At 72.2% G+C, this 21,382-nt stretch carries 25 protein-coding genes; 12 read left to right on the top strand and 13 right to left on the bottom strand.

Annotated features, from left to right (window positions below):
• Positions 1 to 168: 168 nt before the first annotated feature.
• The 3 genes from ACLJTM_RS09530 to ACLJTM_RS09520 form a co-directional block, all read right to left on the bottom strand.
• Positions 169 to 1,116 (bottom strand): anti-sigma factor RsbA family regulatory protein, encoded by a 948-nt coding sequence (locus tag ACLJTM_RS09530; RefSeq protein ID WP_411103001.1) that lies wholly within the window; start codon positions 1,114 to 1,116, stop codon positions 169 to 171.
• Positions 1,113 to 1,910, bottom strand: a complete 798-nt coding sequence (locus ACLJTM_RS09525) for an MEDS domain-containing protein (protein WP_411103000.1) — start codon at positions 1,908 to 1,910, stop codon at positions 1,113 to 1,115. Before ACLJTM_RS09525 ends, ACLJTM_RS09530 begins: the two co-directional genes overlap by 4 nt.
• Positions 1,911 to 2,037: 127 nt before the next feature.
• Positions 2,038 to 2,295, bottom strand: a complete 258-nt coding sequence (locus ACLJTM_RS09520; RefSeq protein WP_411102999.1) for a hypothetical protein — start codon at positions 2,293 to 2,295, stop codon at positions 2,038 to 2,040.
• A gap of 229 nt (positions 2,296 to 2,524) precedes the next feature.
• Here ACLJTM_RS09520 and ACLJTM_RS09515 point away from each other — a divergent pair, with 229 nt between their 5' ends.
• Entirely contained in the window at positions 2,525 to 3,394 is an 870-nt protein-coding gene (locus ACLJTM_RS09515; protein WP_411102998.1) for a GyrI-like domain-containing protein, read from the top strand.
• Positions 3,395 to 3,528: 134 nt separating this feature from the next.
• Complete coding sequence (locus ACLJTM_RS09510; protein ID WP_411102997.1) at positions 3,529 to 4,137, top strand: hypothetical protein; 609 nt, start codon at positions 3,529 to 3,531, stop codon at positions 4,135 to 4,137.
• 48 nt (positions 4,138 to 4,185) lie between these two features.
• On the opposite strand, the gene ACLJTM_RS09505 is transcribed toward ACLJTM_RS09510, so the two are convergent.
• A complete protein-coding gene (locus ACLJTM_RS09505; RefSeq protein WP_411102996.1) occupies positions 4,186 to 5,133 on the bottom strand; it encodes a glycosyltransferase family 2 protein in 948 nt (315 codons plus the stop codon).
• 173 nt (positions 5,134 to 5,306) lie between these two features.
• On the opposite strand from ACLJTM_RS09505, the gene ACLJTM_RS09500 reads away from it, so the two are divergent.
• Positions 5,307 to 5,696 carry a hypothetical protein gene (locus tag ACLJTM_RS09500; RefSeq protein WP_411102995.1) on the top strand — a complete coding sequence of 130 codons (390 nt, stop codon included), beginning with the start codon at positions 5,307 to 5,309 and terminating at the stop codon, positions 5,694 to 5,696.
• 172 nt (positions 5,697 to 5,868) lie between these two features.
• On the opposite strand, the gene ACLJTM_RS09495 is transcribed toward ACLJTM_RS09500, so the two are convergent.
• Positions 5,869 to 6,237, bottom strand: a complete 369-nt coding sequence (locus ACLJTM_RS09495; protein WP_411102994.1) for a PRC-barrel domain-containing protein — start codon at positions 6,235 to 6,237, stop codon at positions 5,869 to 5,871.
• Positions 6,238 to 6,474: 237 nt separating this feature from the next.
• On the opposite strand from ACLJTM_RS09495, the gene ACLJTM_RS09490 reads away from it, so the two are divergent.
• The gene (locus ACLJTM_RS09490) at positions 6,475 to 7,473 is read left to right on the top strand and encodes a glutathione S-transferase family protein (RefSeq protein WP_411103288.1); all 999 of its coding nucleotides are present in this window, start codon (positions 6,475 to 6,477) and stop codon (positions 7,471 to 7,473) included.
• 126 nt (positions 7,474 to 7,599) lie between these two features.
• Here the strand turns inward: ACLJTM_RS09490 and ACLJTM_RS09485 are convergent, their stop codons facing one another.
• The 3 genes from ACLJTM_RS09485 to ACLJTM_RS09475 all read right to left on the bottom strand — a co-directional run bounded on the left by ACLJTM_RS09485 (position 7,600) and on the right by ACLJTM_RS09475 (position 9,353).
• Positions 7,600 to 8,103 (bottom strand): hemerythrin domain-containing protein, encoded by a 504-nt coding sequence (locus tag ACLJTM_RS09485; protein WP_411102993.1) that lies wholly within the window; start codon positions 8,101 to 8,103, stop codon positions 7,600 to 7,602.
• 252 nt (positions 8,104 to 8,355) lie between these two features.
• Positions 8,356 to 8,838 (bottom strand): DUF6328 family protein, encoded by a 483-nt coding sequence (locus ACLJTM_RS09480; RefSeq protein ID WP_411102992.1) that lies wholly within the window; start codon positions 8,836 to 8,838, stop codon positions 8,356 to 8,358.
• A 101-nt stretch (positions 8,839 to 8,939) separates the two neighbouring features.
• Positions 8,940 to 9,353: an amidohydrolase family protein gene (locus tag ACLJTM_RS09475; RefSeq protein WP_411102991.1), complete on the bottom strand. Its 414-nt coding sequence runs from the start codon at positions 9,351 to 9,353 to the stop codon at positions 8,940 to 8,942.
• 573 nt (positions 9,354 to 9,926) lie between these two features.
• Between ACLJTM_RS09475 and ACLJTM_RS09470 the strand changes: the two genes are divergently transcribed.
• From ACLJTM_RS09470 to ACLJTM_RS09460, 3 genes are all read left to right on the top strand, one after another.
• Positions 9,927 to 10,322: a hypothetical protein gene (locus ACLJTM_RS09470; RefSeq protein ID WP_411102990.1), complete on the top strand. Its 396-nt coding sequence runs from the start codon at positions 9,927 to 9,929 to the stop codon at positions 10,320 to 10,322.
• 150 nt (positions 10,323 to 10,472) lie between these two features.
• A complete protein-coding gene (locus ACLJTM_RS09465; RefSeq protein WP_411102989.1) occupies positions 10,473 to 10,874 on the top strand; it encodes a hypothetical protein in 402 nt (133 codons plus the stop codon).
• 133 nt (positions 10,875 to 11,007) lie between these two features.
• Positions 11,008 to 11,697 (top strand): aspartate/glutamate racemase family protein, encoded by a 690-nt coding sequence (locus tag ACLJTM_RS09460; protein WP_411102988.1) that lies wholly within the window; start codon positions 11,008 to 11,010, stop codon positions 11,695 to 11,697.
• A 211-nt stretch (positions 11,698 to 11,908) separates the two neighbouring features.
• Here ACLJTM_RS09460 and ACLJTM_RS09455 read toward each other — a convergent pair whose 3' ends face one another.
• On the bottom strand, positions 11,909 to 13,099 hold the full coding sequence (locus tag ACLJTM_RS09455) for a hypothetical protein (RefSeq protein WP_411102987.1): 1,191 nt from the start codon (positions 13,097 to 13,099) through the stop codon (positions 11,909 to 11,911).
• Positions 13,100 to 13,385: 286 nt separating this feature from the next.
• Positions 13,386 to 13,577: a hypothetical protein gene (locus ACLJTM_RS09450; RefSeq protein WP_411102986.1), complete on the bottom strand. Its 192-nt coding sequence runs from the start codon at positions 13,575 to 13,577 to the stop codon at positions 13,386 to 13,388.
• Positions 13,578 to 13,916: 339 nt separating this feature from the next.
• Between ACLJTM_RS09450 and ACLJTM_RS09445 the strand changes: the two genes are divergently transcribed.
• Positions 13,917 to 15,089 (top strand): UDP-N-acetylglucosamine--N-acetylmuramyl-(pentapeptide) pyrophosphoryl-undecaprenol N-acetylglucosamine transferase, encoded by a 1,173-nt coding sequence (locus ACLJTM_RS09445; RefSeq protein WP_411102985.1) that lies wholly within the window; start codon positions 13,917 to 13,919, stop codon positions 15,087 to 15,089.
• A 68-nt stretch (positions 15,090 to 15,157) separates the two neighbouring features.
• Here ACLJTM_RS09445 and ACLJTM_RS09440 read toward each other — a convergent pair whose 3' ends face one another.
• Together ACLJTM_RS09440 and ACLJTM_RS09435 are read right to left on the bottom strand one after the other, a co-directional pair.
• Entirely contained in the window at positions 15,158 to 15,751 is a 594-nt protein-coding gene (locus ACLJTM_RS09440; protein WP_411102984.1) for a hypothetical protein, read from the bottom strand.
• A gap of 528 nt (positions 15,752 to 16,279) precedes the next feature.
• Positions 16,280 to 16,477, bottom strand: a complete 198-nt coding sequence (locus ACLJTM_RS09435; RefSeq protein ID WP_411102983.1) for a hypothetical protein — start codon at positions 16,475 to 16,477, stop codon at positions 16,280 to 16,282.
• Between the two features lie 469 nt (positions 16,478 to 16,946).
• Between ACLJTM_RS09435 and ACLJTM_RS09430 the strand changes: the two genes are divergently transcribed.
• From ACLJTM_RS09430 to ACLJTM_RS09420, 3 genes are all read left to right on the top strand, one after another.
• Positions 16,947 to 17,408, top strand: coding sequence for a GNAT family N-acetyltransferase (locus ACLJTM_RS09430; RefSeq protein ID WP_411103287.1), 462 nt, complete (start codon positions 16,947 to 16,949; stop codon positions 17,406 to 17,408).
• A gap of 139 nt (positions 17,409 to 17,547) precedes the next feature.
• A complete protein-coding gene (locus ACLJTM_RS09425) occupies positions 17,548 to 18,261 on the top strand; it encodes an intradiol ring-cleavage dioxygenase (protein ID WP_411102982.1) in 714 nt (237 codons plus the stop codon).
• A gap of 199 nt (positions 18,262 to 18,460) precedes the next feature.
• Positions 18,461 to 18,661, top strand: coding sequence for a hypothetical protein (locus ACLJTM_RS09420; protein ID WP_411102981.1), 201 nt, complete (start codon positions 18,461 to 18,463; stop codon positions 18,659 to 18,661).
• Between the two features lie 90 nt (positions 18,662 to 18,751).
• Here the strand turns inward: ACLJTM_RS09420 and ACLJTM_RS09415 are convergent, their stop codons facing one another.
• Complete coding sequence (locus tag ACLJTM_RS09415) at positions 18,752 to 19,255, bottom strand: hypothetical protein (RefSeq protein ID WP_411103286.1); 504 nt, start codon at positions 19,253 to 19,255, stop codon at positions 18,752 to 18,754.
• A gap of 252 nt (positions 19,256 to 19,507) precedes the next feature.
• Between ACLJTM_RS09415 and ACLJTM_RS09410 the strand changes: the two genes are divergently transcribed.
• Entirely contained in the window at positions 19,508 to 21,364 is a 1,857-nt protein-coding gene (locus ACLJTM_RS09410; RefSeq protein ID WP_411102980.1) for a glycoside hydrolase family 15 protein, read from the top strand.
• Positions 21,365 to 21,382 lie beyond the last annotated feature (18 nt).

Below are 21,382 nucleotides of genomic sequence, written 5' to 3'. Positions count from 1 at the left end.
GACCCCACGGTCACGGGTGCGGGTGTACACGTCGTGGGCGGCTGCCGGCACTGTGTCGCACCGATCAGAGCGCCGGCGGCCCGGAGAGGGATCGATCCATGACCGCAGGGGGTCCTGTGGGATCGGTGGGATCGGTGGGATCGGTGGGGCAATGCCACGGCGTCCGGGTCAGGCGGTCGCGAGCCGGGTGTGCAGGCGGACGGTGGTTCCGGTGCCGGGCGCCGAGCGGATCTCCACGAGGTCGCACAGCTGGTGGACCAGCCACAGGCCACGGCCCCCGTACTGGTCGTGCGTGGGCCGGGTCCTGCCCGCGAGGGGGTTGTCGATGTGGCCGGCGTCGCGGAACTCGCAGAGGAAGGCCGCGTCCTGCGTCCAGGTGCGCAGGGTCCCGTGCCCGCCGCCGTGACGGATGCTGTTGGAGGCGACCTCGGTGGCGGCGAGCAGGAGTTCACCGAGCCGGATTTCGGGGAGGCCCGCTGCCGTGGCGCACGTGGTGATCTTGTCGCGTACGGCCGTCAGCTCGCCCCGCGAGTACGCCAGTTCGTCGCAAGGCCCGCAGGGACTGGCGAGTTCCTCGAAGACATACGGGGCGTCCCGGTCGAAGTCCTCGCTCGGCGAAGCCGTGCCGTTGCGCCGGACGAAGGGATGGCAGCGGGCCAGGGCCTGGAGTGCCTCCCGGTCGTCGTCCGCCGTGTCGTACGGGCAGAGCAGCGACCAGGCGGCGCTCTGCGCGAAGGCCAGGTTCAGAAGCCACTCGTGGTAGCGCAGTTCGGCGGCCTCGGAGGGGGTCTGGGCCTGGCGCCAGGCGGATTCGCCGATGCCGCGCACCGGCCGCCCTTCGGCGGCGTGCCGGGCGATCTCGTCGTGCCAGACGGCGAGCAGTCGGCCGGGGTTGCGGCCGGGCGCGGCCGCGTCGAGGAAGGTGACCGACTTGGCGTCGGGGAGCTCGGCGCGCAGCAGTGTCTCGCGGTCGCAGGGAACGGAGATGAGCACTCCTTCCCGCGCCTCCTGGGCCTCCTCGATGAAACCGAGGGCGCCGCTGAGGAACTCGTCGTCGCCGAGATAGGGGTAGAGCTCGTGGCGGAAGCCGCCCGTCGAGTGCACGGAGGTGGTCATGCGAGCACCTCCACCGGGATCTCGGGCACGGCGTAACCGGAGAGTTCCCAGGACAGCTTGACGATGCGGTTGGCGCCTTCGATGACCACGCAGCGGCCGGGCAGATGTGTCGCGGCGTCGACCAGGGCGCGCATTCCGGCGGCGTCCATCAGCGTGACCTCGTCGAACCGGAGCCGAATCGAGGGGGTGCGCAGGGACGCGGCACGGAGCACGGTGCCGAATGCCTGCGCCCCGTCGGAGTCGATCACCCCTGACACCTTCCAGTCCTCACTTCCCGTTCTGAACATCTGGAATCCGGGCAGTCCCGGTCGGCTGCCCAGCGTCTGCGGGTGTACGCACATGACCTGCTCCAACTCCCCCGCACCCCAGGGGCCGGGAAGGTAGGCACACACGACGGTCGCGCCACTGAGGGCGGCCGACTCGTCGAGCCCCAGTTCCTGGTGCACCAGACCGGCGAGAGCCTCGGCCCCGGGCTCGCGGCACGCCAGGACGCGGGTCGAGGTGATGCCGGCCTCCTTGGCCCGCTGTACCTCGTGGTCCACGGTGAGGGCGAGTGAGCCGCCCTGCTCGCGCGCGTCGATCATCACGGCCGATTCCGGTACGGAGCGCAGTCGTCCCACTTCTTTCAGCGACGAGGTGGATCCGACGATCACGAGCCTGTCGCCGAAGAGGGTCCCGTCCGCGACGAACGGTTCCAGGCCGCCGGCGAGCCCGTGCCTGTCGTCGACCTTCCAGCAGACGTGGTCTCCCGGTGCCACCCCGTCCAGTGTCGCCAGGGCCTTCACTGCCCTCACTTCCACTCCTCGCCGCCACTCCGCCCGGGATCTGCTCAACTTCTCCAGTCTAGGTCGCCTGTCCGCCCGGCCGGAGCCCCGGACCCGACCGGGTCGCCTCTCGGGGGCAGGGAGCGGGGCCCGGCGGTCAGGTGACGGTGACGCGCAGGACGTACGGGGCGCCGCCGCTGATCGCCCGTGCCTGCTCCCACAGGTCTGCTGAGGAGAACCCCAGCGATCCCTGTTGCGCGGCGCGCGCGAGCAGCGGCCGTATCTCCGCGGCGGGCCGCCCGCGGTGCGTACGGGCGAGGTCGGCGAACGCCTGCTGGAACGAGGAGCCGCAGGTACTGGTGCTGTCGGTGAGAAGCCGGTCCAGGCTCCCCTTGCTCACGCTGATCTCGCCCATCACGTCCACTCCCTTCCCACCAGGACCGGCCGATCCGATCCCTCGCCTTCGACGCTACGGGCGGGGTCTGACAGCCGCGTACGGGACGACACGATCGGACCGGCGATTGGACCGGCGATCGGATCGGCATGATCGGATCGGCGATCGGATCGGCATGATCGGATCGGTTCGCAGCGGTCGGGTGCGGTCGGGGCAGCTGCTGCCAGGGTGGGACGCAGAAGGAGGCCTCATGATCTCGGCACTCAACCAGCTCGTGGGACTCGTCGAGGGGCACCTCGGCGAGGATCCCGACGTCCACGGGTTGGCCGGGTCGCTCGGCACGACCGAGTACCACGTGCGCCGGATGTTCTCTTCCCTGGCGGGCATGCCGCTGTCGGAGTACGTACGACGGCGGCGCATGACCGTGGCCGCCGGCGACGTCATCCGGGGCGAAGAGGACCTGCTGAGCATCGCGGTCCGGTACGGGTACGGCTCGACGGAAGCGTTCGGACGGGCGTTCCGGGCGGTCCACGGTGCCGGACCCGGTGACGTGCGCCGCGACGGAGGCCCCTTGCGCACACAACCGCAGCTCAGGTTCCGCCTGAGCGTCGAAGGGAGCATCCCCATGGACACCCGCCTCGTCAGCCGGCCCGCGTTCCGGCTGGTCGGACATGCCGCCCGCGTCCCGCTCATCCACGAGGGCGTCAACCCCCACATCCAGCGGCACATCGCCGCACTGCCGCAGGAGGAACACCTGCGGCTTAAGGCCCTCGCCGACACCGAACCGGGGGGTCTGCTGCAGGTCAGCCATGACGTCGATCCGGACGCGGTGGAGGGCAGCGAGCTGACCTACCTGCACGGAGTCGCCCTCGGCCCGGGCACGCCGACCCCGGACGACCTCGACGCCATCGAGGTGCCGGAGGGGATGTGGGCGGTCTTCCGTACCCGCGGACCGCACCCGCAGGCCCTGCAGACGGCGTGGGCAGCCACCGCGACGGACTGGTTCCCGTCCAACCCGTGGCGGCTGCGACCGGGGCCCTCGATCGTCGCCACCCTGGAGCGCGCGGCCGACTTCAGCACCGCGACCTGTGAGCTGTGGCTGCCCGTCGAACCGGCGTGACACAGGATGCCGGGCTCGGGCACCTCAGCGATCCGTCGCCCCCGCCGCCCGCTGCCTGCCGCTCCGCTACTCAGTCAGCCTCTGAGTACGCCTGCTCATGATCCACGCACTGACCGGCTCCTACCGTGACCTGCATGGAACCGAACCCGACGCCCACCGATGCCCCGACCGCGGACCTGCCGCGGTGGTTCAGCGGCTGCGCCATCGCCGCCGCTGCTCTCATCGCCCTGACGGTTCTGGGGGCTTGGGCCCTGGACGAGTTCGAGAAGGGGCTCGACGGCTACGGCCAGCTGGAGCAGAGCGGGCCGTCCGGCTCCGTGGCGGACCCGCTCGGCCCCGGCGCGACCGCCCGCTACGAGGACGACCTCAGGGTGACCGTCAGCCGGCCTCGCCCGGAGTCCGACGGCACCTACAGCCTGACCGTGACGTACGAGAACGGCACCGACGGGGAGTTGCACCCCGGCGGGGAGTCCTCCGACGCGGGCGTGTCCGAGTACGGTCCCGCGCCCCTCGTGGTCCGCGCGGGCCGCTCCCTTGACGACTACGCCTCCGGGTACAGCCTGACCTGGCTCAACCAGCAGGAGTCCGCCGCAGCCCTGATGCCGCCCCTGGGACCGGACAAGAAGCGCACCGTTACGGTCCGCATCAAGCCGAGCGGGAAGGGGATCCCGATCACCGTGGAAGTCGACCCGCCCACCGCCGGCTTCCGTGAGACCGCGCACTTCCAGCTCACGCTGGACTGAAACCCGTCCGCACCCCGCTCCCGAATGGCACACTCCGCGAGAGACGGCCTAAACGACCGGGGGGCGGCCCAGGCGGGTCATCTTCGCGACCGTACGCCACCGCATCGGCCGCCGGGCGCCACCGCTGGTCCGTACCCCTTCGGCGAACCCGCCGAACCAGGCCCGCAGCCCCGCCGTCGACCGGGTCCGGATCACGGTCAGCGTCATCCAGACGCCGAGGTAGACCGGTACGAGGGGGGCGGGCAGGTGGCGTTTGGCGAGCCAGACCCGGTTGCGTGCGGTCATCCGGTAGTAGACGGCGTGCCGCGCGGGCGAGGTCTTGGGGTGCTGGAGCACGAGCCGGGGTTCGTAGAGGATGTCCCAGCCTGCGTCGAGTGCCCGCCAGGCGAGGTCGGTCTCCTCGTGGGTGAAGAAGAACGCGTCCGGCCAGCCGCCGGTCTGCTCCAGCATCGGCATCGACAGGGCGTGGCCGCCACCCAGGAACGTCGTGACGAAGCCGCGCAGCATGGGGTCCTTCGCCCGCAGGCGGGGGATGTGGCGGCGCTGGGTCTCCCCCGTCTCGTCGGCGATCCGGAAGCTGACGATCCCCAGCCTGGTCGCCGCAGTCCCGCCTGCGCCCTCCCTTTCACCCCCTCCCCCCACCGCCGCGAGGTCACTCCCCCGGCCGGCTCCGTACAGGTCGGCGATGCGGCGGATGACGTCGACGGCGATGAGGAGCCCGTCGTCGTCCAGGTCCAGCAGGACGTCGACGTCACCGAACTCCCGGAGGCGCTGCCAGGCAACGTTGCGGCCGCCGGAGACCCCGAGGTTCTCCGGCAGTTCCACCGCTACCACTCCGTCCGGCAGTTCGGGCAGAACGCAGCCGTTGCCGACGACGACGATCCGGGAGGCGGGCTCGTCCTGGCGCGACACCGACTCCAGCAGAGCCCGCAGCTCCGGCATCCGATCGCCCCTCGTCAGGACGGCCACGCCCACCCTCGGTCGGTTCACACCCATCACGTCCTCTCCACACGCACCGGATGGACGGCGAGCGTACCGTCGTCCGACGCGACGCCTCGGCGGAGCGTGCGGGGTAGGGTCCGCACATGCACCACACCCGTGCGACCGGACCGACGGGCTTCAGGTAGCCCGCCAGGACCCACCTGGCGGTGGCTGCCATCGGAGTTCCCATGACACGCACCGCCCGCCACCTGCCCTCTCCGCACCACCGGACCGGGCCCGACAGCCTGCCAGGAAGCCCCTGGCACTCCGTCGTCCTCCACGACCTCAGATACAGCACCCAGTGCTTCACCCAGGCCGCCCGCGAGTCCACCAGGCCCGTACCCCGCCCGGTCCGCCGCACGGTGGTCGTCCACTCGTTCGCCCGCTACCGGCAGGACCGGTCCATCGTTCCCATGTCCGCGGGAGAGGAACGCCGGGCGCGGCAGCGGCTGCGCGCCCAGGTGGGGCTCCTGCTGCGGCTCGTGAACTCTTCCACCGGCCAACTCGCCCTCGACGCCGCGGACGCGGTGGACCTACCGCCGGCGCGCCACCGGCGCAGCTCCCTCTGGTTGGCCTGACCCCGGAGGACCGCCCCGCTGCCCGCCGCCCCACCGCCGCGACCGAGCCGATCCGTACGTTCCACTGAGCCGACGGCGGGCCCCGGCGGGGGCGGCCGCCTCCGAGGAGGGGGGCGGGGCGGGCAGGCGGAAGGGCCCGGACTCGGGAGTCCGGGCCATTCTCCGGGGCTGTTCAGGCGGGGCGTCCCCCGAACGGGATGTCCGGGCCGTAGTACGTGCCCAGTTCCTCGCGGTAGCGTGCGTCGGCGAGGTGCTGGTCCCGGTGGAACTCGGGAGCGTCCTTGATCTGGCCCCTGGTCCGGTCGAGGAGGATCTTCTTCTCGTCCGGGTCGATCGCGCCCACGGTGCTCGCCGGGAGCAGGATCTCCTTGCCGAAGATCCACACTCCGGTGTCCACGACCAGATAGGCGTCACCGACCTCGTCGGAGTGCTTGTCGACCTTGCCGATGCTGCCGTCGGTCGCCTCGACCTTGAAACCGGTCAGGTCGATGCCGGCCAGGTAGCCCGCCGTCGACTTGTAGCTCCACACATGCTCCGTCACGCGAAAACAACTCCTCCGGTAAACGGGAGGCGGTGGGAGCGCCCACGGCCCGCCCTTCGCCGTCTGCCATATGCCGTACGCCGTACGCCGTACACGGCGGCTGGTGGGCCGCCGAGAGGCCGTGTTCCCGGAGCCCCGGCTTCCATGCGTTCCGGCCCGGGCGCGGCACCTCCCGCGGCGGTCGGGGCCATCGCGTTCGGCCCGGCCGGCCGGGGGTAGGCGCCTGGCGTGAACTATGTGAATCCCGGCAAGGGGTACTCCCGCGACAGCAGGTACATCGACACCCGCATCACGGCCGACGGGCGGGACGGCTACCCGGTGGAGCCGGGCCGCTACCGCCTGGTCGTGAGCCGCGCCTGCCCCTGGGCGAGCCGGGCCGTGATCGTACGGCGGCTGCTCGGGCTGGAGGAGGCGCTGCCGATGGCCGTGGCGGGGCCCGTGCACGACGAGCGCAGCTGGACCTTCGACCTGGATCCGGGCGGTCGGGATCCCGTACTCGGCATCGAACGGCTCCGGGAGGCGTTCTTCGCGCGGGATCCGGACTACGACCGGGGCATCACGGTGCCGGCGGTCGTGGACGTCCCGACCGGCCAGGTGGTGACCAACGACTTCCCGCAGATCACCATCGACATGTCGCAGGAGTGGGCGCCGTACCACCGCGCCGGGGCTCCTGCGCTGTACCCGGAAGCCCTGCGCCCGGAGATCGACGCCGTGAACGAGGTGGTCTACCGGGATGTGAACAACGGGGTCTACCGGGCTGGTTTCGCCGGCTCGCAGGAGGCGTACGTCCAGGCCTACGAGCGGTTGTTCGCCCGGCTCGACTGGCTTTCCGACCGGCTCGCCACGTCCCGGTACCTCGTCGGCGACACGATCACCGAGGCGGACGTGCGGCTCTTCACCACGCTCGTCCGCTTCGACGCCGTCTACCACGGTCACTTCAAGTGCAACCGGAACAAGCTGACGGAGCTGCCGGTGCTGTGGGCTTACGCGCGGGACCTGTTCCAGACACCCGGCTTCGGCGACACCGTCGACTTCGAGCACATCAAGCAGCACTACTACCGGGTGCACTCCGACATCAATCCGAGCGGCATCGTGCCCGTCGGCCCCGACCTGTCGGGGTGGCTCACGCCGCACGACCGGGCCGACCTGGGCGGGCGGCCGTTCGGTACGGGGCTGCCGCCGGAGCCCGTCAGTCCCGGGGAAGCGGTGCCGGCCGGCCACAACCCGCTCGGCTGAGGCCGGGCGGCATCGGCGGCCGACGGCGCCGCCCGTCCGGGTGCGGGAGTCGTTCTTGGATGCCCGAGCCGTTCCCGAGCCCGGAGCCGCTCCCGCATGCGGGCCGCGACCCGGGCTGGGGCGTGGTCACTTCTTGTTGACGATGCGGCGGACGTTCTCCACGCTGCCGCAGTCGGCGGCGAGGTGCTTGTCGCGTTCCCGCAGGAAGGCGGCTCCCAGCTCGGCCCTCCGGTCGTCCGGCACGCTCTCCCGGGCGCCGTTGAGGATGGTCCGCTCCTCCTCGTCGAGGTGGTGGGTGACCGCCTTGACGAGTTCCTCCAGCCGCTCGTCCCACTCGTCGGAGCCGATGTCGTCCACTTCCAGCAGCTTGAGCAGCGCCTCGTTGCCCTCCTCGTGTTCCTCCTCGCCGTGTTCCACCTCCTCGTTGTCCACGTTCTTGAAGCGCTTGAGAGCGCCGTAGACCTCGTTCTCCTCCGCCTCGCCGTGGGCGATGAGCAGGGCCGAGAACTTCTTCAGCGCGGCCGCGCGGTCGGCCTCGACACTGCGCATCCGGCGGAACAGCTCTTCCATGGTGCGGTGGTCCTTGAGGATCAGCGCGACGACGTCGTGGTCCTTCACGTTCGCGGACATGTCTGCGGTCGCCTCCTTGGGCGGTTCAAACGGACGGGTTCAGAGGGATCTACACAGAGGTGTGGGTTCAGAGGGTGCGGGTTCAGAGGTGCGGGTTCAGAGGGACAGGCTCAAGGGGACGATGACAGGGGGGACGGGCCTCACCGGACGGTTCACCGGCCGGGCCGGTGTCCGGCTCGGTGATCGGGTGGCTCGTCTGCCGCATGCTCCCCGCCCGGCGGTTGAAACTCCCCCGAACTTGCCGTCCTCCGCTCAGTCCTCCGCGGTGTGGCGGACCCTGGCCCACAGCGGCAGCACGAACCAGCACAGCAGGTACCAGGCCAGCACCCCGGACACCAGCCACGGGACGAGGTGGTCGTGGGTTGCCACCCTCAGGACGAGGAAGAGCGCCGAGGTGCAGGTGGCGAGCAGCAGGACGATCCCGGCGACCGTGAGCCGGGAGGCCCACCTCACCGCGTGCGGCTTGATGCGGCGTCCGGAGACGATGCGGTGGAAGGACACCGGCCCTATGAGCGCACCGGTCGCCAGGGCGCCCAGCACGACGGTGCCGATGTAGATCGACTTGTCGGTTTGGGCGAGCCCTTGGAAGTGCGGGGTGAACACGACGGTGAGCAGGAACCCGAAGAGGATCTGCACGCCCGTCTGGGCCACCCGTATCTCCTGGATGAGCTCCTGCCACTGTCTGTCCGCGCGCTCTTCCCGGCTCTCGTCCCTGCCCTGCGGTTCCTCGTGCACGTCGCCTCGCTTTCCTGGTGCCTGCGTCACGGTCCGCTTGCCCCCGACCCGTCGTCACATGCTTGGCCGAATCCCCCAGTCGGCGTGCGCGAGCGCAGGGTTCACAGCCGGTAGAACGCAGCCGCGTTGTCGTGGAGGACGGCGTCGGCGTGGGCGCCCGCGGCCTCGGCCAGGAGATCGAGGTCCTGGTCGGCGAAGGGGCGCCGGGCTCGGGTCGAGGGGAGATCGGTACCGGCCATCAGGGCGGTGGGGTCGACCGCGAGCACGGCGCGGACGGCTGCGGCGACATCCAGTTCGACCCGCCCGAAGCCGGTGGCCTTGACGCGTACGCCGCGCTCGACGAGCGCCAGGAGGTGCGGCAGGCCGTCGGTGTGCAGGCCCAGGTGGTCGATGCTGACCGCGGGCAGCGAGGCCAGGGTTGCGGCGAGTTCGGGCAGGTCGCGGGAGTCGACGTAGAGCTCGGTGTGCAGGCCCGCCACCTCGTGCACCCGGCGGGCGAGGGCGTCGAGGTGCACCGGGGCCGCGGACCCGCCACGCCGCAGGTTGAAGCGGACGCCGCGCACTCCGCGCGCGGCGAGAGCGGCGATCTCTCGTCGGGCAGGTCGTGCGGGATCTGGGTGACGCCGACGAATCCGGGCCCGAGCCGGTCCAGTGCGTCCAGCAGGTAGCTCTGGTCGAGGCGCTGGAAGGACCCGGACACCAGGGCCCCGCCGGTGACGCGCAGGGCGGCGGTGCGGTCGCGGTACTGGCCGACGGTGAACTCCGGGGGCAGGTAGCCCTGGTTCGCGTGCAGCGGGAAGCGGTGGTCGATCACGTGGAAGTGGGCGTCGAAGAACGGTCGTCGGGGTGTCACGGGGTCCCTCCCTCACGTCCGGGGCCGACCCTGTTCCCGGTGGACGCGCCGGACGGATGCGCCGTCCCGGGCCGAGTACGTCGTCGGTCCACAGCATGATCGACCCGTGCCCGGCCTCCTGGGCCGTCTCGCCGGATCGGGTGAAATCCGGCGAAAGGCGCCCTGCGCGGGGGACTTCGTGGCAGGGTGGTATGCCGTCCAGCCGGTACGGGCGGACCCGAACCCAGGAGGTCTCGTGAGGGACGCACTGCAGCAGACGATCCGCCCGGCCACCCGCGCGCGGCGACGACTGGCCACCGTCGCGACGGCCTTCGCCGCAGCCGCGGCCCTCGCGGTGGCGGCCGCGACGCCGGCGAGCGCCTCGGTCAAGTCCACCTGCGGCACGTACATCTGCGTGGCCACCGCCTACCAGGGCCGCGACTTCGTCCAGGACATCACCGTCACGACGCGGGAGGGTCTGCCGGGAACCCTGCGGGCCTTCGTGGGAGACTTCCGGGCCTCCAAGGCCGGTGTTTCCCAGTGGCGGTTCGTGGTCAACCGCGAAATCCGGGCGTATCCGAAGCTCGCGGTCTGCGGAGGCCTGGACCGCAGCGGCCGGGTCATCGAGAACCACTGCGTCCTGATTCCCTGACGGGGCCTTGCGCCGGCTCTGCCCGGCCCGGCTCTGCTCTGCTATGCCGGGCTCGAACCAGTCGGTCAGCGATCGGGGCCCGTCGGCTGGGGTGCGCCCTGGGCACCGGATAATGGGGCGCCCAGTACCGATCCGAGGGACGAAGACCCCATGACGTTGACAGAGGGCCAGCGCGTACGGCTGGCGGCGGACACCCGGCTCACCGAGGCGATCACGGTCGCGGTGGCGGCCGGGGAGGACGCGGCGCCGGTGTCCGCCGTCGCCGGGTCCCTGTCCCTGGCGGCGGGCACCGAGGGCACCGTGGTGCGGGTGGCCGAGGAGCAAGAGGTGAGCCCCGAGGCCGAGGAGTACGAGCGGCTCAGCTCGCTCCTCGACGCCTTCGGGCGCGACATGCCCCCGGGGAGCAGGCGGCAGCTCGAAGAGAAGATCCGGTCCTTGGAGCCCGCCTGGACGGCGCACCGCGAGCGGGGGCCGCAGGTGCGCGTACGGGTCCGCTTCGACAACGGGTTCATCCTCGACGACGTGCTGGCAGAGGTTTTCACGTCCGCCTGAGCCGTCGGCCGCGACATCCCTCACCTCGCAGAGCCTCAAAGCACGGCTTATGGATTGTCGCCACGGGCCCTCCTTCGCTTATGCTCGGTTGGGCGGGGACCAGGGACGGACTGGCGACACGAGGGGCGGGCGCATGCGGACGATCGGGTTGATCGGCGGTATGAGCTGGGAGTCCACGGCGGAGTACTACCGGCTGCTGAACGAGCTCACCCGGGCTCGCCTGGGCGGCCTCCACTCGGCCCGCTGCGTACTCCACTCCGTGGACTTCGCGGAGATCGAGCAGTTGCAGGTGCAGGGCCGCTGGGAGGAGGCCGGGGAGGTCCTGGCCGGGGCGGCGCGCTCGCTGGAGGCGGCCGGAGCCGACATGGTGCTGCTGTGCACCAACACGATGCACAAGGTAGCGGACCAGGTCGGGGCGGCCGTGACGATCCCGCTGCTGCACCTCGCCGACGCCACGGCGGACGCCGTACGCGCGGCCGGGCTGCGGCGGGTCGGCCTGCTCGGCACCGCCTTCACCATGGAGCAGGACTTCTACCGGGGGCGCCTGGCGGCCGGGGGCCTGGAGGTCCTCACACCCGGCCCCGAGGGGCGCGCCCTGGTGCACCGCGTGATCTACGGGGAGCTCTGCCTCGGTGTGGTCGAGGAGGCGTCCCGCGGCGCGTTCCGCGAGGTCATTCGGGGGCTGGTGGCGGACGGGGCCGAGGGCATCGTCCTCGGCTGCACCGAGATCGAGCTGCTCGTCCGCCCCGAGGACAGTCCCGTGCCCGTCTTCCCCACCGCGCGGCTGCACGCCGAGGCCGCCGTCGCGGCCGCCCTGGCCTGACCGACTCCGTCCAGCCGGGCCGACGCGGGCTCCGGCGACGGCGCGACGCGGGTCCATCACGACGGCGCGCCCCGCTCCGCACCGCATGTGGCGCGGTGGGAAGCGGGGCGCAGGTCCGGATGGTCCGGGGGGGACCCCCGGTGGCCCGGATGCCGGATGCCGGATGCCGGATGCCGGGTGCCGGGTGCCGGATGCCGGGATCAGGCGGGGACTAACCGACGCAGCCGGGCACGGGGTTGGGGCTCCCGGTGCAGTTGGTCGGGAGGTTGTTGGCGATCGTCACCCTTCCGAAGGTGTTGACCGTTCCGGCGTTGAAGATGCCGCCGGGCGCCGTGTTGGAGCTGTTGCGGACGACCTCGGTGTCGGTCAGGTTGACCAGGGCGCCGGCAGCAACGTAGATGCCGCCGGCACTGAAGCCGACGCCGGGCGCCTGGTTCTGTGCGATGCGGCTGCGCTGGAAGGACACGGCCTCCTGGTCGGCCGCGTTGGTCGCGACGTAGGCCCCGCCGCCGAAGCCGCGCAGGGCCGTGTTCCCCTGGATGAGCGTGCCGTCGATCACGGCGGGGGCCGTGAGGTAGAGCGCGCCGCCGTGGGTGGCGGCGGTGTTGCCGATGAGGCGGCTCTTGCGGATGTGCAGCCCCTCGTTGTTGTGGAAGACCGCCCCGCCCCGACCGGCCGTGTTCGAGCGGATCGTGGCGTCGAGGAGGTCGACGGATCCGTCGCTCTGGTGGATGGCTCCGCCGTCACCGGGGGTGGAGTTGCCCTCGAAGAGCGCGCTCTTGACCGTGACGGAACCCGAGTCCGTGTAGAGGCCGCCGCCGCTGCCCTGCGCCGTGTTCCGGATGATCCGGGTCTTGGTGATCGTCAGCTTGGCGTAGTAGTTGTACAGGCCGCCGCCGTCGTTGCCCGCCGCATTCGCGGAGACGGTGCTGTCGCTGAGGGTGGTGATGCCCTCGTTGTAGAGGCCGGCGCCGTCGGTCACGGTCCGGTTCCCGGTCACGGTGGAGCGGTCCAGGTGCAGCCGGCCCGCCTCCCCGACCAGGACGCCGCCGCCCTCGTTCGCCCCGGTGAGGTTGCCGTTGGAGATGGTGACCTGGTTCAGGCGCAGGTCACCGCCGTCGGCGATTTCCAGGATGCGGAAGGAGGGGGCGGCGGCGGCACGGGTGAGGGTGGCACCGTTGCCGAGGATGGTCATGGGCTGGGTGATCGGCGGCAGGCCGTTGCTGTTGCCCTGATCGGCCGTCAGCGTGTACGTGCACTTCTTCGCCAGGCTCAGCCGTGCGCCGATCCGGGTGTTCGCCTCGGTGAGGGACCTGATCAGCGCGGCGGTGTCGCACGGCACCGCGACGGTCTCGTCGCGGTCGCCGTCGTCGGCCGCAGCCATCCCCGGGGACCCCGCCATGAGACCTGCTGTCGCCAGAACGGCCAGCACCCAGGTGCGACCGGGCGCTGCACCTCTTCTACGGCGACGGCAGGCGCCGACACCTTGCAGTCGGAACATCCCAAGCTCTCCTTGCGTGCGGTGGGACGCGGATGGAACACAGCAAGAAGAGATGGAAGCACAACAGGGTGGACATATAGTCATATGTCCTCTTCATCGGAGTGTTGGCCTTTGCCCGAGCGCCGCACCGCCCGCACCGCCCGCGCCCCCGCTCCCCTACACCCCGCACCGCGGCAGGGCAGCCGGCTCAGGGCTTGTTGGCCAGGGCGCCGAGGTACTGGTTGACCTGCTTCAGGCGCTTGTCCACGCTTTGCGTGCTCTCGGCCACCGCCAGCAGCGCCAGGGCCACGGCCCGAGCCCCGGGATCGGTGACCTCCTCCAGTGCCGCACGGGCCGCTTCGGCCGTCGTCCCGGGAGTGGATGCCTGTGTCACGGTCACGGCTGTGCCTCCTGTCCGGCCGACGGTCGGCCTTCCCCTACGTGTGCCCCCGACCGGACGGGCAACGCGCCCCTGGAGCAGCTTGATTGATGCTCCGTCAGTGAACGCGACGGGTCCGCGCGTCGGCGGGCGGTCCGCTGCGGCCTGACGCAGGGAACGGCGAGGCCCAAGGCAGGGGCCGGGACGGAGGCAGGGGGTCGGGGGCCGGGACGAAGGCAGGGGGCCGGGAGGGTCGGGGCCGCTCCCTGGTCGGCGAGCGGATCGTCGCCCCTCCTGCGCGACCTGCCCCGTGCGGGGGCGTCGCTTTCGCCGCGCCGCCCTGACAGTAGGGTTGGCCGAATGGACAGTTCCTCGCTCACACGTTCCTTCCGGCTGCTCGTGACGGGAGGCGGGACCGGCGGTCACACCTACCCCGCCCTGACGGCGATCCGTACCCTCCAGGGCCGCCTCGCCGCGACCGGCAGGACGCTCGACGTCCTGTGGATCGGGACCGCGGACGGCCTGGAGGCGCGCATCGCCCCCGCCGAGGGGATCCCGTTCAAAACGGTCGCCACGGGCAAGATCCGCCGCTCGGCGAACCCGCTCAAGATGCTGTCCGCGGCCAACGTGAAGGACATGGCGCGGGTGCCGCTGGGCGTGGCACAGGCCCGGACGATCGTGTCCGAGTTCCAGCCCGACGTGGTCCTGGCGACCGGCGGCTACGTCGCCGTCCCGGCCGGCCTCGCCGCGCGCCTGTGCAAGCGTCCGCTGGTCCTGCACGAGCAGACCGTCCGCCTGGGCCTGGCCAACCGCAAGCTGGCGGGCTCCGCCACGCGGATCGCGGTGTCCTCGGAGTCCTCACTGCCGCTGCTGCCGGCCGAGGTGCGCGACCGCGCAGTCGTCACCGGCAACCCGGTCCGCCCGGAGGTCCTCACCGGCCACGGCGACAAGGCGGTGCAGACGCTGAACCTGTACGGGTTCGACCGGCGGCTGCCGACCGTCTACGTCACCGGCGGCGCGCAGGGCGCCCAGCAGATCAACGGCGTCGTTCGTGACGTGCTGCCGTGGCTGCTGAGCCACGCGAACGTCATCCACCAGTGCGGTCCGGCGAACGTGGACGAACTGCGTGCCGCCGCCGCAGGCCTGGACCCGGTCCTCGCGGGCCGCTACCACCTGACCGGGTTCGTGGGGGCGGAGCTGCCCGACGTGCTGGCGCTGGCCGACGTCGTGGTGTCCCGGTCCGGCGCCGGCACCCTGGCGGAGCTGACCGCCCTGGGCAAGCCCGCCGTGTTCGTCCCCCTCGCCACGTCCGCGGGCAACGAGCAGGCGCACAACGCCCGGCACCTGGCCGACGCGGGTGCGGCGGTCGCCCTGATCGACGAGGTCACCCCGCAGGCCCTGGTGGACGCGGTCGGTCCGCTGCTGACCGATCCCGCGCGGCGGTCCGCCATGGCGCAGCAGGCGCGGGCGTACGGGCGGCCGGACGCGGCGGAGCGGCTGGTGGACGTCCTCCTGGCCGCGGCGGCCGGCTGAGGTCCGCAGGGACGGCTGCCCGGGGCCGCCCCGGGCAGCCGTCCGCCGCCCGCCTGAGGTCCCGGCGTTCAGCCGGGGCCCGGGCGGCCGGGGGGCGGGGCCGCCGGGTGCTCGCGGCGGGCGCGGGCCCGCACCACGTCCGGGTACCAGTTCGTGAAGCGCACGGCCGCGATCAGCGCGGCGACCTGGATGACCCAGCCGGTCCACAGGTTGTCGGGATCGCGCAGCACGAGGTCTCCGTAGGCGCCGGCGACCGCCGCGACGAGGAAGGCCAGCCCCCACGCACCGGTGATCATGTAGTTGGTGCGGAGGAAGACCGGGCTGTCCCAGAGGCCGGGTTCCACCTGCTCGCGGGCGTACTGGATCGTGAACGGCATCCGCACGGCCATGGAGCCGAAGGCGACCAGGAACAGGGCGATGTTCGACACCTCCCCCGCGTACGTCTCCAGCCAGCGGTGGGTGCCCGGCCCGACCAGGGCTCCTATCACCGCCATGACCGAGAAGAACACCAGGTCGGACACTTCGAGGATCTTCCAGGAGCTGCCCCGGCGCGTCACCCGCCCGGCGATGACGAGCACCAGCGAGGTGGCGAGGGCCAGACATACGGAGAGCTCGAACCGGCCCGGCCCGACCAGCACGGAGAAGATGATCCAGGGGGCCATGCCGAGGACGGGACTGTCCAGCCATCCGGCCGACGGCTGCCGGGAAGGGGAAGAAGCCGCGGATCCCATGGAAGGACCTCCCGTTTGCAGGGCTCCCTCCAGGCTGCCCCCGGGCTCCCGACTCCGCTACACGAGGGTGCGGCGCCCGCGCGCCGCCGCGGGTTGCCCGCCCGGTGCCGGCGCTACCTGCCGTCCTTGGCCAGGTTGTAGAAGAGCACCAGCAGGGCCACCGCCATCACCACCAGGTGGAACCATGCGGGAACCGTTGCCACACCGTGAACAGCCGCCCAGTTCATCGCGGCCTCCTCTCGTCTCCGCACACGGCGGCAGCCTCGTGGCTGCGCAGCACCGGTGCGAGTACCGCCCTCTGGAAGGCCGGCAGGGTGGGTGCCACCCGCCGGCCGACGTCCCGTAGCCGACAGCGCCTGATGTCGCTCATGGAACGCGTCTGCCCCGGATGCGCCCGCCAACGCAGCGGGGCCCGGGACCAATTGAGCGTCCCGGGCCCGGCCGGCGGTGGAGAAGCCGTCAGCGTCTGCGGGACCACCGGCCGGACCGGCCCGACCCGCCGGTGCGGGCGGCGCCCACCCCTGCCACGTGCAACGCCAGCACCATCAGGCCGAGGATCATGACGTTCCCGGAGGAGAACACGCTGTTCGTGGAGATCTCGGCCGCATTGATCAGGAACGCGATGAAGAACAGCACGGCTGCGCCTATACCCAGCATGAAAGGGCTCCTTCTGAAGAGAGGTGAGCACCGTCTGCCCCGTAACCGGGTCCGTAGACACGCGTGGACGTCCGCGGACGTCGACGGAAGCCGGTGGCCATCCGCGGCCGTCTGCGGGCAACGGCCGTGCGGCGCACGGCAGAAGGCCCCGGCCTCCTTGCGGAGGCCGGGGCCTTGATCGAGCGCTGGGCAGGCCTTGCACCTGCATCCCCCCACGGGAAGTGGGGTGTCTTTCCTTGGACCACCAACGCCGGGCCCGCTGCCGTGCACGACGACCGCGAGCTCAAGATCCACGATAGCATCTCCGCCCGCCGCACCGGCACTTCGGCGCGTCCGACCGGGCGGCGTGTCGCCGCCCCGCCCTGCGGGGGCTGCCTATCCTGCGCAAGTGGACGACGCAACGCAGGACAGTACGCACGGCATACGGATCAGGCCCGGCGGCCCGGCCGACGCACCGGCCATCCTGGACATGCTCGATTCGGCGGTGGCCTGGATGAACGCCCGCGGCAACACCGAGCAGTGGGGTTCGACCCCCTACTCGCGGCTGCCCGGCGGGGTCGAGCGGGTCAGGGGCTACACGACCGTCAACAGCCCGTTCATCGCCGAGTGGGACGGGACACCGGTGGGGGCCCTGGTGCTGGACACCGGGCCCAGCCCGAAGGTGGCGATCCCGCAGGCCGGGGAGCCGGAGCGGTACGTGCGGCTGCTGGTGTCCGACCGGCGCCACGCCGGCCGCGGCATCGGGGCCGCTCTGCTCGACCGGGCCGTCGAGGAGACCCGGCGGGCCGGCGTGGACCTGCTGCGGGTGGACTGCTGGGCGGGCGGTGGCGGCGAGCTGGTCGCGTACTACCGGCGCTGCGGTTTCACCCCCACCGAGACGTTCCTGGCCGGGACCTGGCCCGGGCAGGTGCTGGCCCGGCGCGTGGGCTGAGCGCGCAGCCCGGGGCGCCGGCACGGGACGTCCTGCCGGCCCAATCCGCGGCCCGGGCGGGGCGTGTCGAGGGGAACGGGCGGCCTCCTGCGGCCACGGTGGGGCGGTGGCCGTAGGACCCGACCCTGAGAGGCTCGCCATGACCGCTGACGCCGACCGCCCCCAGGACCCCCGCCGGCGCAGGCTGCTGCTGGCCGCGACGACCACCGCCCTCAGCGCCCTCGCACCGGCGTGCGCCGGGCCGCGGACCGGTACGGGGGGAGCCGTCCGTGCGCCCGCAACGCCGGCGGGCACCCGGCCGGCCTCCGCAGCGGCGCCCGCGTGCGTCCTGACGCCCGAGACCGGGGAGGGGCCGTACTACGCCCGAAACAGCAGGGCCAGGTCCGACATCGTGGAGGACCGCAGGGGGGTGCCGCTGCGGGTGGAGCTGCGCATCGTACGGGCCTCGAAGGGCTGCGCTCCGATGCCGCGGGTCGCGGTGGACGTGTGGCAGGCCGACGCCTCGGGGATCTACTCGCGGGACGGCGCGACCTACCTGCGCGGCACGCAGACCACCGACGCGGAGGGCCGCGTGTCGTTCCGCACCATCGTGCCCGGCTGGTACGCGGACATCGCCCCGCACGTCCACTTCAAGGTCCGGCCCGACCGGCACTCCGAGGTCGCCTCCCAGCTGTTCCTGCCCGAGGAGCTGCTGCGGCAGGTCTACGCGGGCGAGCCGTACTCCGGGCGCCGGGCGCCCGCGCACCCCAACACCCGTGACGACCGGTTCGCGGCCCACGGTCCGCAGATGATGCTGGCCCCGCTGGAGGAGGCCGGCGGGTACCGGGCCTCGTTCGTGGTCGGCATCGCCTGACGCGGGCCCCGTGGGCGTGGCGTGCCGTCCTGAACCGGGGCCGATGGCCTGCCCGGCGACCCCGCGGGGGCCGGGCGGTCGGCCGCACCCGACAGGCCCCGTCACCCACATGGACGCCCCCAGCCGCCCCCACACGGCTCAATGGGATGTCATGGACCCAAGGGCCGCCGGTACCCCGCTGGCCGTTAAGGAGGCAGCCATGTACGAGATGCGCATAGGCCCCGGCAACACTGCCACGGGCATGGCCTGGCACGTCACACCCAAAGCCCAGCAGACCGCCCTGTGCGGGCAGCACCTCCTGGAGACCGACCCCGCCCTCCACCCCACGACGGAGACGCACTGCCCGCCCTGCATGGAGTCCTTCCAGCAGGCCATGCAAACCGGTCACGCGGCCGCGTGACCCGCCCCGGGCGGCGCATCCCGCCGCCCGGTCCGAGCCGCATCCTCCTCGGGACTCCGGGCGGAGCCCCGCAGTCGGGCCCGGGGCGGCTCAGTAGCGCAGGGCCTTGCCCGTCTGCGCCGAGACCGTCCCGGACAGCTTGTGGGTGCTTCGGGCGGTCCCCTGGCCGCTGCCCTTGCCGGGAACGTCCGAGACGGTCACCACGACCGTGTCGAGGCGGTTGCCGCTCTCGTCCTTCAGGTCGACCTGCACCGCGAACGACTTCTTGGAAGCGTCCGTGTTCTGCACGGTGACGGGGACCGTGGTGTACCCGTCCCCGTCGGTGGCCGGGGCGCCCAGGGTGACCTCGTCCTTGGCGTCGGCCCCGTCCTTGATCTCCCCCATCTTGTCCTTCGCCACGGCGGCGGCCGATGCGGCGGCCGCCGTGGCCTCGGCGGCGGCGGAGGAGACCGCGTCTCCCGCCGACTGCACCGCCGACGCCGCCTTCGAGGCGGCTCCGGACGGGTCCGCGTCACCGTTCGAGCACCCCGCCGCGCCCATCGCCACCGCCGCCAGCACCGCACTGGCCAGACCACGCATCCACACGACCGCCATCACGCCTCCCAGAGTCTTCGGAACGCGTCCCAGTCAACGGCGCGGCGGCCGCGCTGCCCAGTCGGCCGGGCAACCGGGTGACGAGGAGCTGCGGCCCGGCCCGGGCCGCACTGCACCGACAGGCGCCGGCCTGCCGCACGCCCGGACGGCGCAGCCCTGGTGGACCGCAGCGGTGGCGGGCCCGAAGGATGGCAGGAGGGGCCGCCTCCGCCGCTGCCGGTCCGGGGCAGCGGCCGTCAGCCGGGAGTGCCGATGCGCCGTTACCCGCCGATCGCCGATCACGGCCTGATCGGGGATCTGCAGACCTGTGCGCTCGTCTCCTCGGAGGGCGTCCTCAACTGGTTCTGCTCGCCCCGCTTCGATGCGCCCAGCGTCTTCGCCGGGTTGCTCGACCACGAGCGCGGCGGCCACTTCGCCGTGACCGCGGACGCCCCCGAGGTCACCACCCGCCAGCTCTACCTGGCCGACACCGCCGTGCTCATCACCCGGTTCCTCACTCCCGAGGGGGTCGGCGAGGTCGTCGACTTCATGCCCGTCCGCGATCCGCACACCGTCACCGACCGCCACCAGGTCGTGCGGTACCTGCGCGTGGTCCGCGGGAAGGTCCGCTTCTCGGTGGAGTGCCGGCCCCGCTTCGACTACGGCCGCAGCGGGCACGAGCTGGTCCTGGAGGGTCCGACGGCACGGTTCACCACCCCGGCCGCCACCGCGTACCTGCAGGCGGACGGCGCGGTGCCGCTGGAGGCGGACGGGACGGACGTGCGCGCCACCGTCACCCTCCACCACGGCGAGCACGCGGCGCTCACCCTCACCGTCTGCGACACGGGAGGCCCGCCCCCGCCACCCGCGGACGCGGCGGGCACCCTCGAACAGTTCGCCGACGTGCGCCGGTTCTGGCACGACTGGATCGGCCGGTGCACCTACCGCGGCCGCTGGCAGCAGATGGTCAACCGGTCCGCCATCACCCTCAAGCTCCTCACCTACGCACCCACCGGAGCGCCGATCGCGGCCGCCACCATGGCGCTGCCCGAGCAGGAGGGCGGCGAACGCAACTGGGACTACCGCTACACCTGGATCCGCGACGCCTCCCTGTCCGTACGCGCCATGCGCGACCTGGGCTTCACCGAGGAGGCGGACGCCTTCCGCAGGTGGCTCGGCATGCGGTTGCAGGACGGGGGCGCGCCGGGCGGCGAGCCGCTGCAGATCATGTACCGGGTCGACGGCGACCCGCGGCTCGACGAGGAGGTGCTCGGCCACCTGGAGGGCTGGCGCGCCTCGGCGCCGGTACGGGCGGGCAACGGGGCCGCGGACCAGTTGCAGCTCGACATCTACGGCGAGGCCGTGTACGCCCTGGCCCAGGCCGGGCGGACCGACGACGTGGTGGGCTACGACGCGTGGATGCGCTCCGCGCAGCTGCTGGACTGGCTGTGCGAGCACTGGGACCGGCCCGATGAGGGGATCTGGGAGACCCGGGGCGGCCGCAGGGACTTCACCTACAGCCGCCTCATGTGCTGGGTGGCCCTCGACCGCGGGATCCGCCAGGCCACCGCGAACTCCCGTCCGGGCGACGTGGCGCGGTGGACCGCCGCGCGCGACGCCGTCATGGAGCAGATCATGACCCGGGGCTGGAACGCGGAGCGCCGGGCTTTCGTGCAGCAGTACGGCGCCGACGTCCTGGACGCCTCCCTGCTCCTGATGCCGCTCGTCGGCTTCATCACGCCGAAGGACCCGCGCTGGCTGTCCACCCTCGACGCGATGGACACCGAACTCGTGTCCGACAGCCTGGTGTACCGCTACGACCCGGCCGCCTCACCGGACGGACTGCAGGGCTCCGAGGGCACGTTCTCCCTGTGCAGCTTCCTGTACGTGTACGCGCTGGCCCGGGCCGACCGGCTGGAGCAGGCCCGCTACGCCTTCGACAAGATGCTGACCTACGCCAACCACGTCGGCCTGTTCGCCGAGGAGATCGGGCCCAGCGGTGAACAGCTCGGCAACTTCCCGCAAGCCTTCACCCATCTCGCCCTGATCACCGCCGCCCTCGCCCTCGACACCGGACTCGACCGCGCCCGGAGCCGTGGGCCGCGGCCGGACCGCGGGCCGGCTGCATGACGTGGCGGTCCGGCGGGG

It is taken from the genome of Streptomyces sp. cmx-4-9, from assembly GCF_046548835.1.
In the GTDB taxonomy this organism is placed as follows: Bacteria; Actinomycetota; Actinomycetes; order Streptomycetales; family Streptomycetaceae; genus Streptomyces.
Note: the sequence above shows the minus strand (reverse complement) of the source record. Positions and strands in the feature narration are given on the sequence as shown.

Bases quoted from the DNA above. Each gene is read 5' to 3' on its own strand.
- ACLJTM_RS09530 (WP_411103001.1), bottom strand. From the start codon at position 1,116: ATGACCACCTCCGTGCACTCGACGGGCGGCTTCCGCCACGAGCTCTAC.
- ACLJTM_RS09520 (WP_411102999.1), bottom strand. From the start codon at position 2,295: ATGGGCGAGATCAGCGTGAGCAAGGGGAGCCTGGACCGGCTTCTCACC.
- ACLJTM_RS09515 (WP_411102998.1), top strand. From the start codon at position 2,525: ATGATCTCGGCACTCAACCAGCTCGTGGGACTCGTCGAGGGGCACCTC.
- ACLJTM_RS09510 (WP_411102997.1), top strand. From the start codon at position 3,529: ATGGAACCGAACCCGACGCCCACCGATGCCCCGACCGCGGACCTGCCG.
- ACLJTM_RS09505 (WP_411102996.1), bottom strand. From the start codon at position 5,133: ATGGGTGTGAACCGACCGAGGGTGGGCGTGGCCGTCCTGACGAGGGGC.
- ACLJTM_RS09500 (WP_411102995.1), top strand. From the start codon at position 5,307: ATGACACGCACCGCCCGCCACCTGCCCTCTCCGCACCACCGGACCGGG.
- ACLJTM_RS09485 (WP_411102993.1), bottom strand. From the start codon at position 8,103: ATGTCCGCGAACGTGAAGGACCACGACGTCGTCGCGCTGATCCTCAAG.
- ACLJTM_RS09465 (WP_411102989.1), top strand. From the start codon at position 10,473: ATGACGTTGACAGAGGGCCAGCGCGTACGGCTGGCGGCGGACACCCGG.
- ACLJTM_RS09460 (WP_411102988.1), top strand. From the start codon at position 11,008: ATGCGGACGATCGGGTTGATCGGCGGTATGAGCTGGGAGTCCACGGCG.
- ACLJTM_RS09455 (WP_411102987.1), bottom strand. From the start codon at position 13,099: ATGGCGGGGTCCCCGGGGATGGCTGCGGCCGACGACGGCGACCGCGAC.
- ACLJTM_RS09445 (WP_411102985.1), top strand. From the start codon at position 13,917: ATGGACAGTTCCTCGCTCACACGTTCCTTCCGGCTGCTCGTGACGGGA.
- ACLJTM_RS09440 (WP_411102984.1), bottom strand. From the start codon at position 15,751: ATGGCCCCCTGGATCATCTTCTCCGTGCTGGTCGGGCCGGGCCGGTTC.
- ACLJTM_RS09435 (WP_411102983.1), bottom strand. From the start codon at position 16,477: ATGCTGGGTATAGGCGCAGCCGTGCTGTTCTTCATCGCGTTCCTGATC.
- ACLJTM_RS09430 (WP_411103287.1), top strand. From the start codon at position 16,947: ATGCTCGATTCGGCGGTGGCCTGGATGAACGCCCGCGGCAACACCGAG.
- ACLJTM_RS09425 (WP_411102982.1), top strand. From the start codon at position 17,548: ATGACCGCTGACGCCGACCGCCCCCAGGACCCCCGCCGGCGCAGGCTG.
- ACLJTM_RS09420 (WP_411102981.1), top strand. From the start codon at position 18,461: ATGTACGAGATGCGCATAGGCCCCGGCAACACTGCCACGGGCATGGCC.
- ACLJTM_RS09415 (WP_411103286.1), bottom strand. From the start codon at position 19,255: ATGGCGGTCGTGTGGATGCGTGGTCTGGCCAGTGCGGTGCTGGCGGCG.
- ACLJTM_RS09410 (WP_411102980.1), top strand. From the start codon at position 19,508: ATGCGCCGTTACCCGCCGATCGCCGATCACGGCCTGATCGGGGATCTG.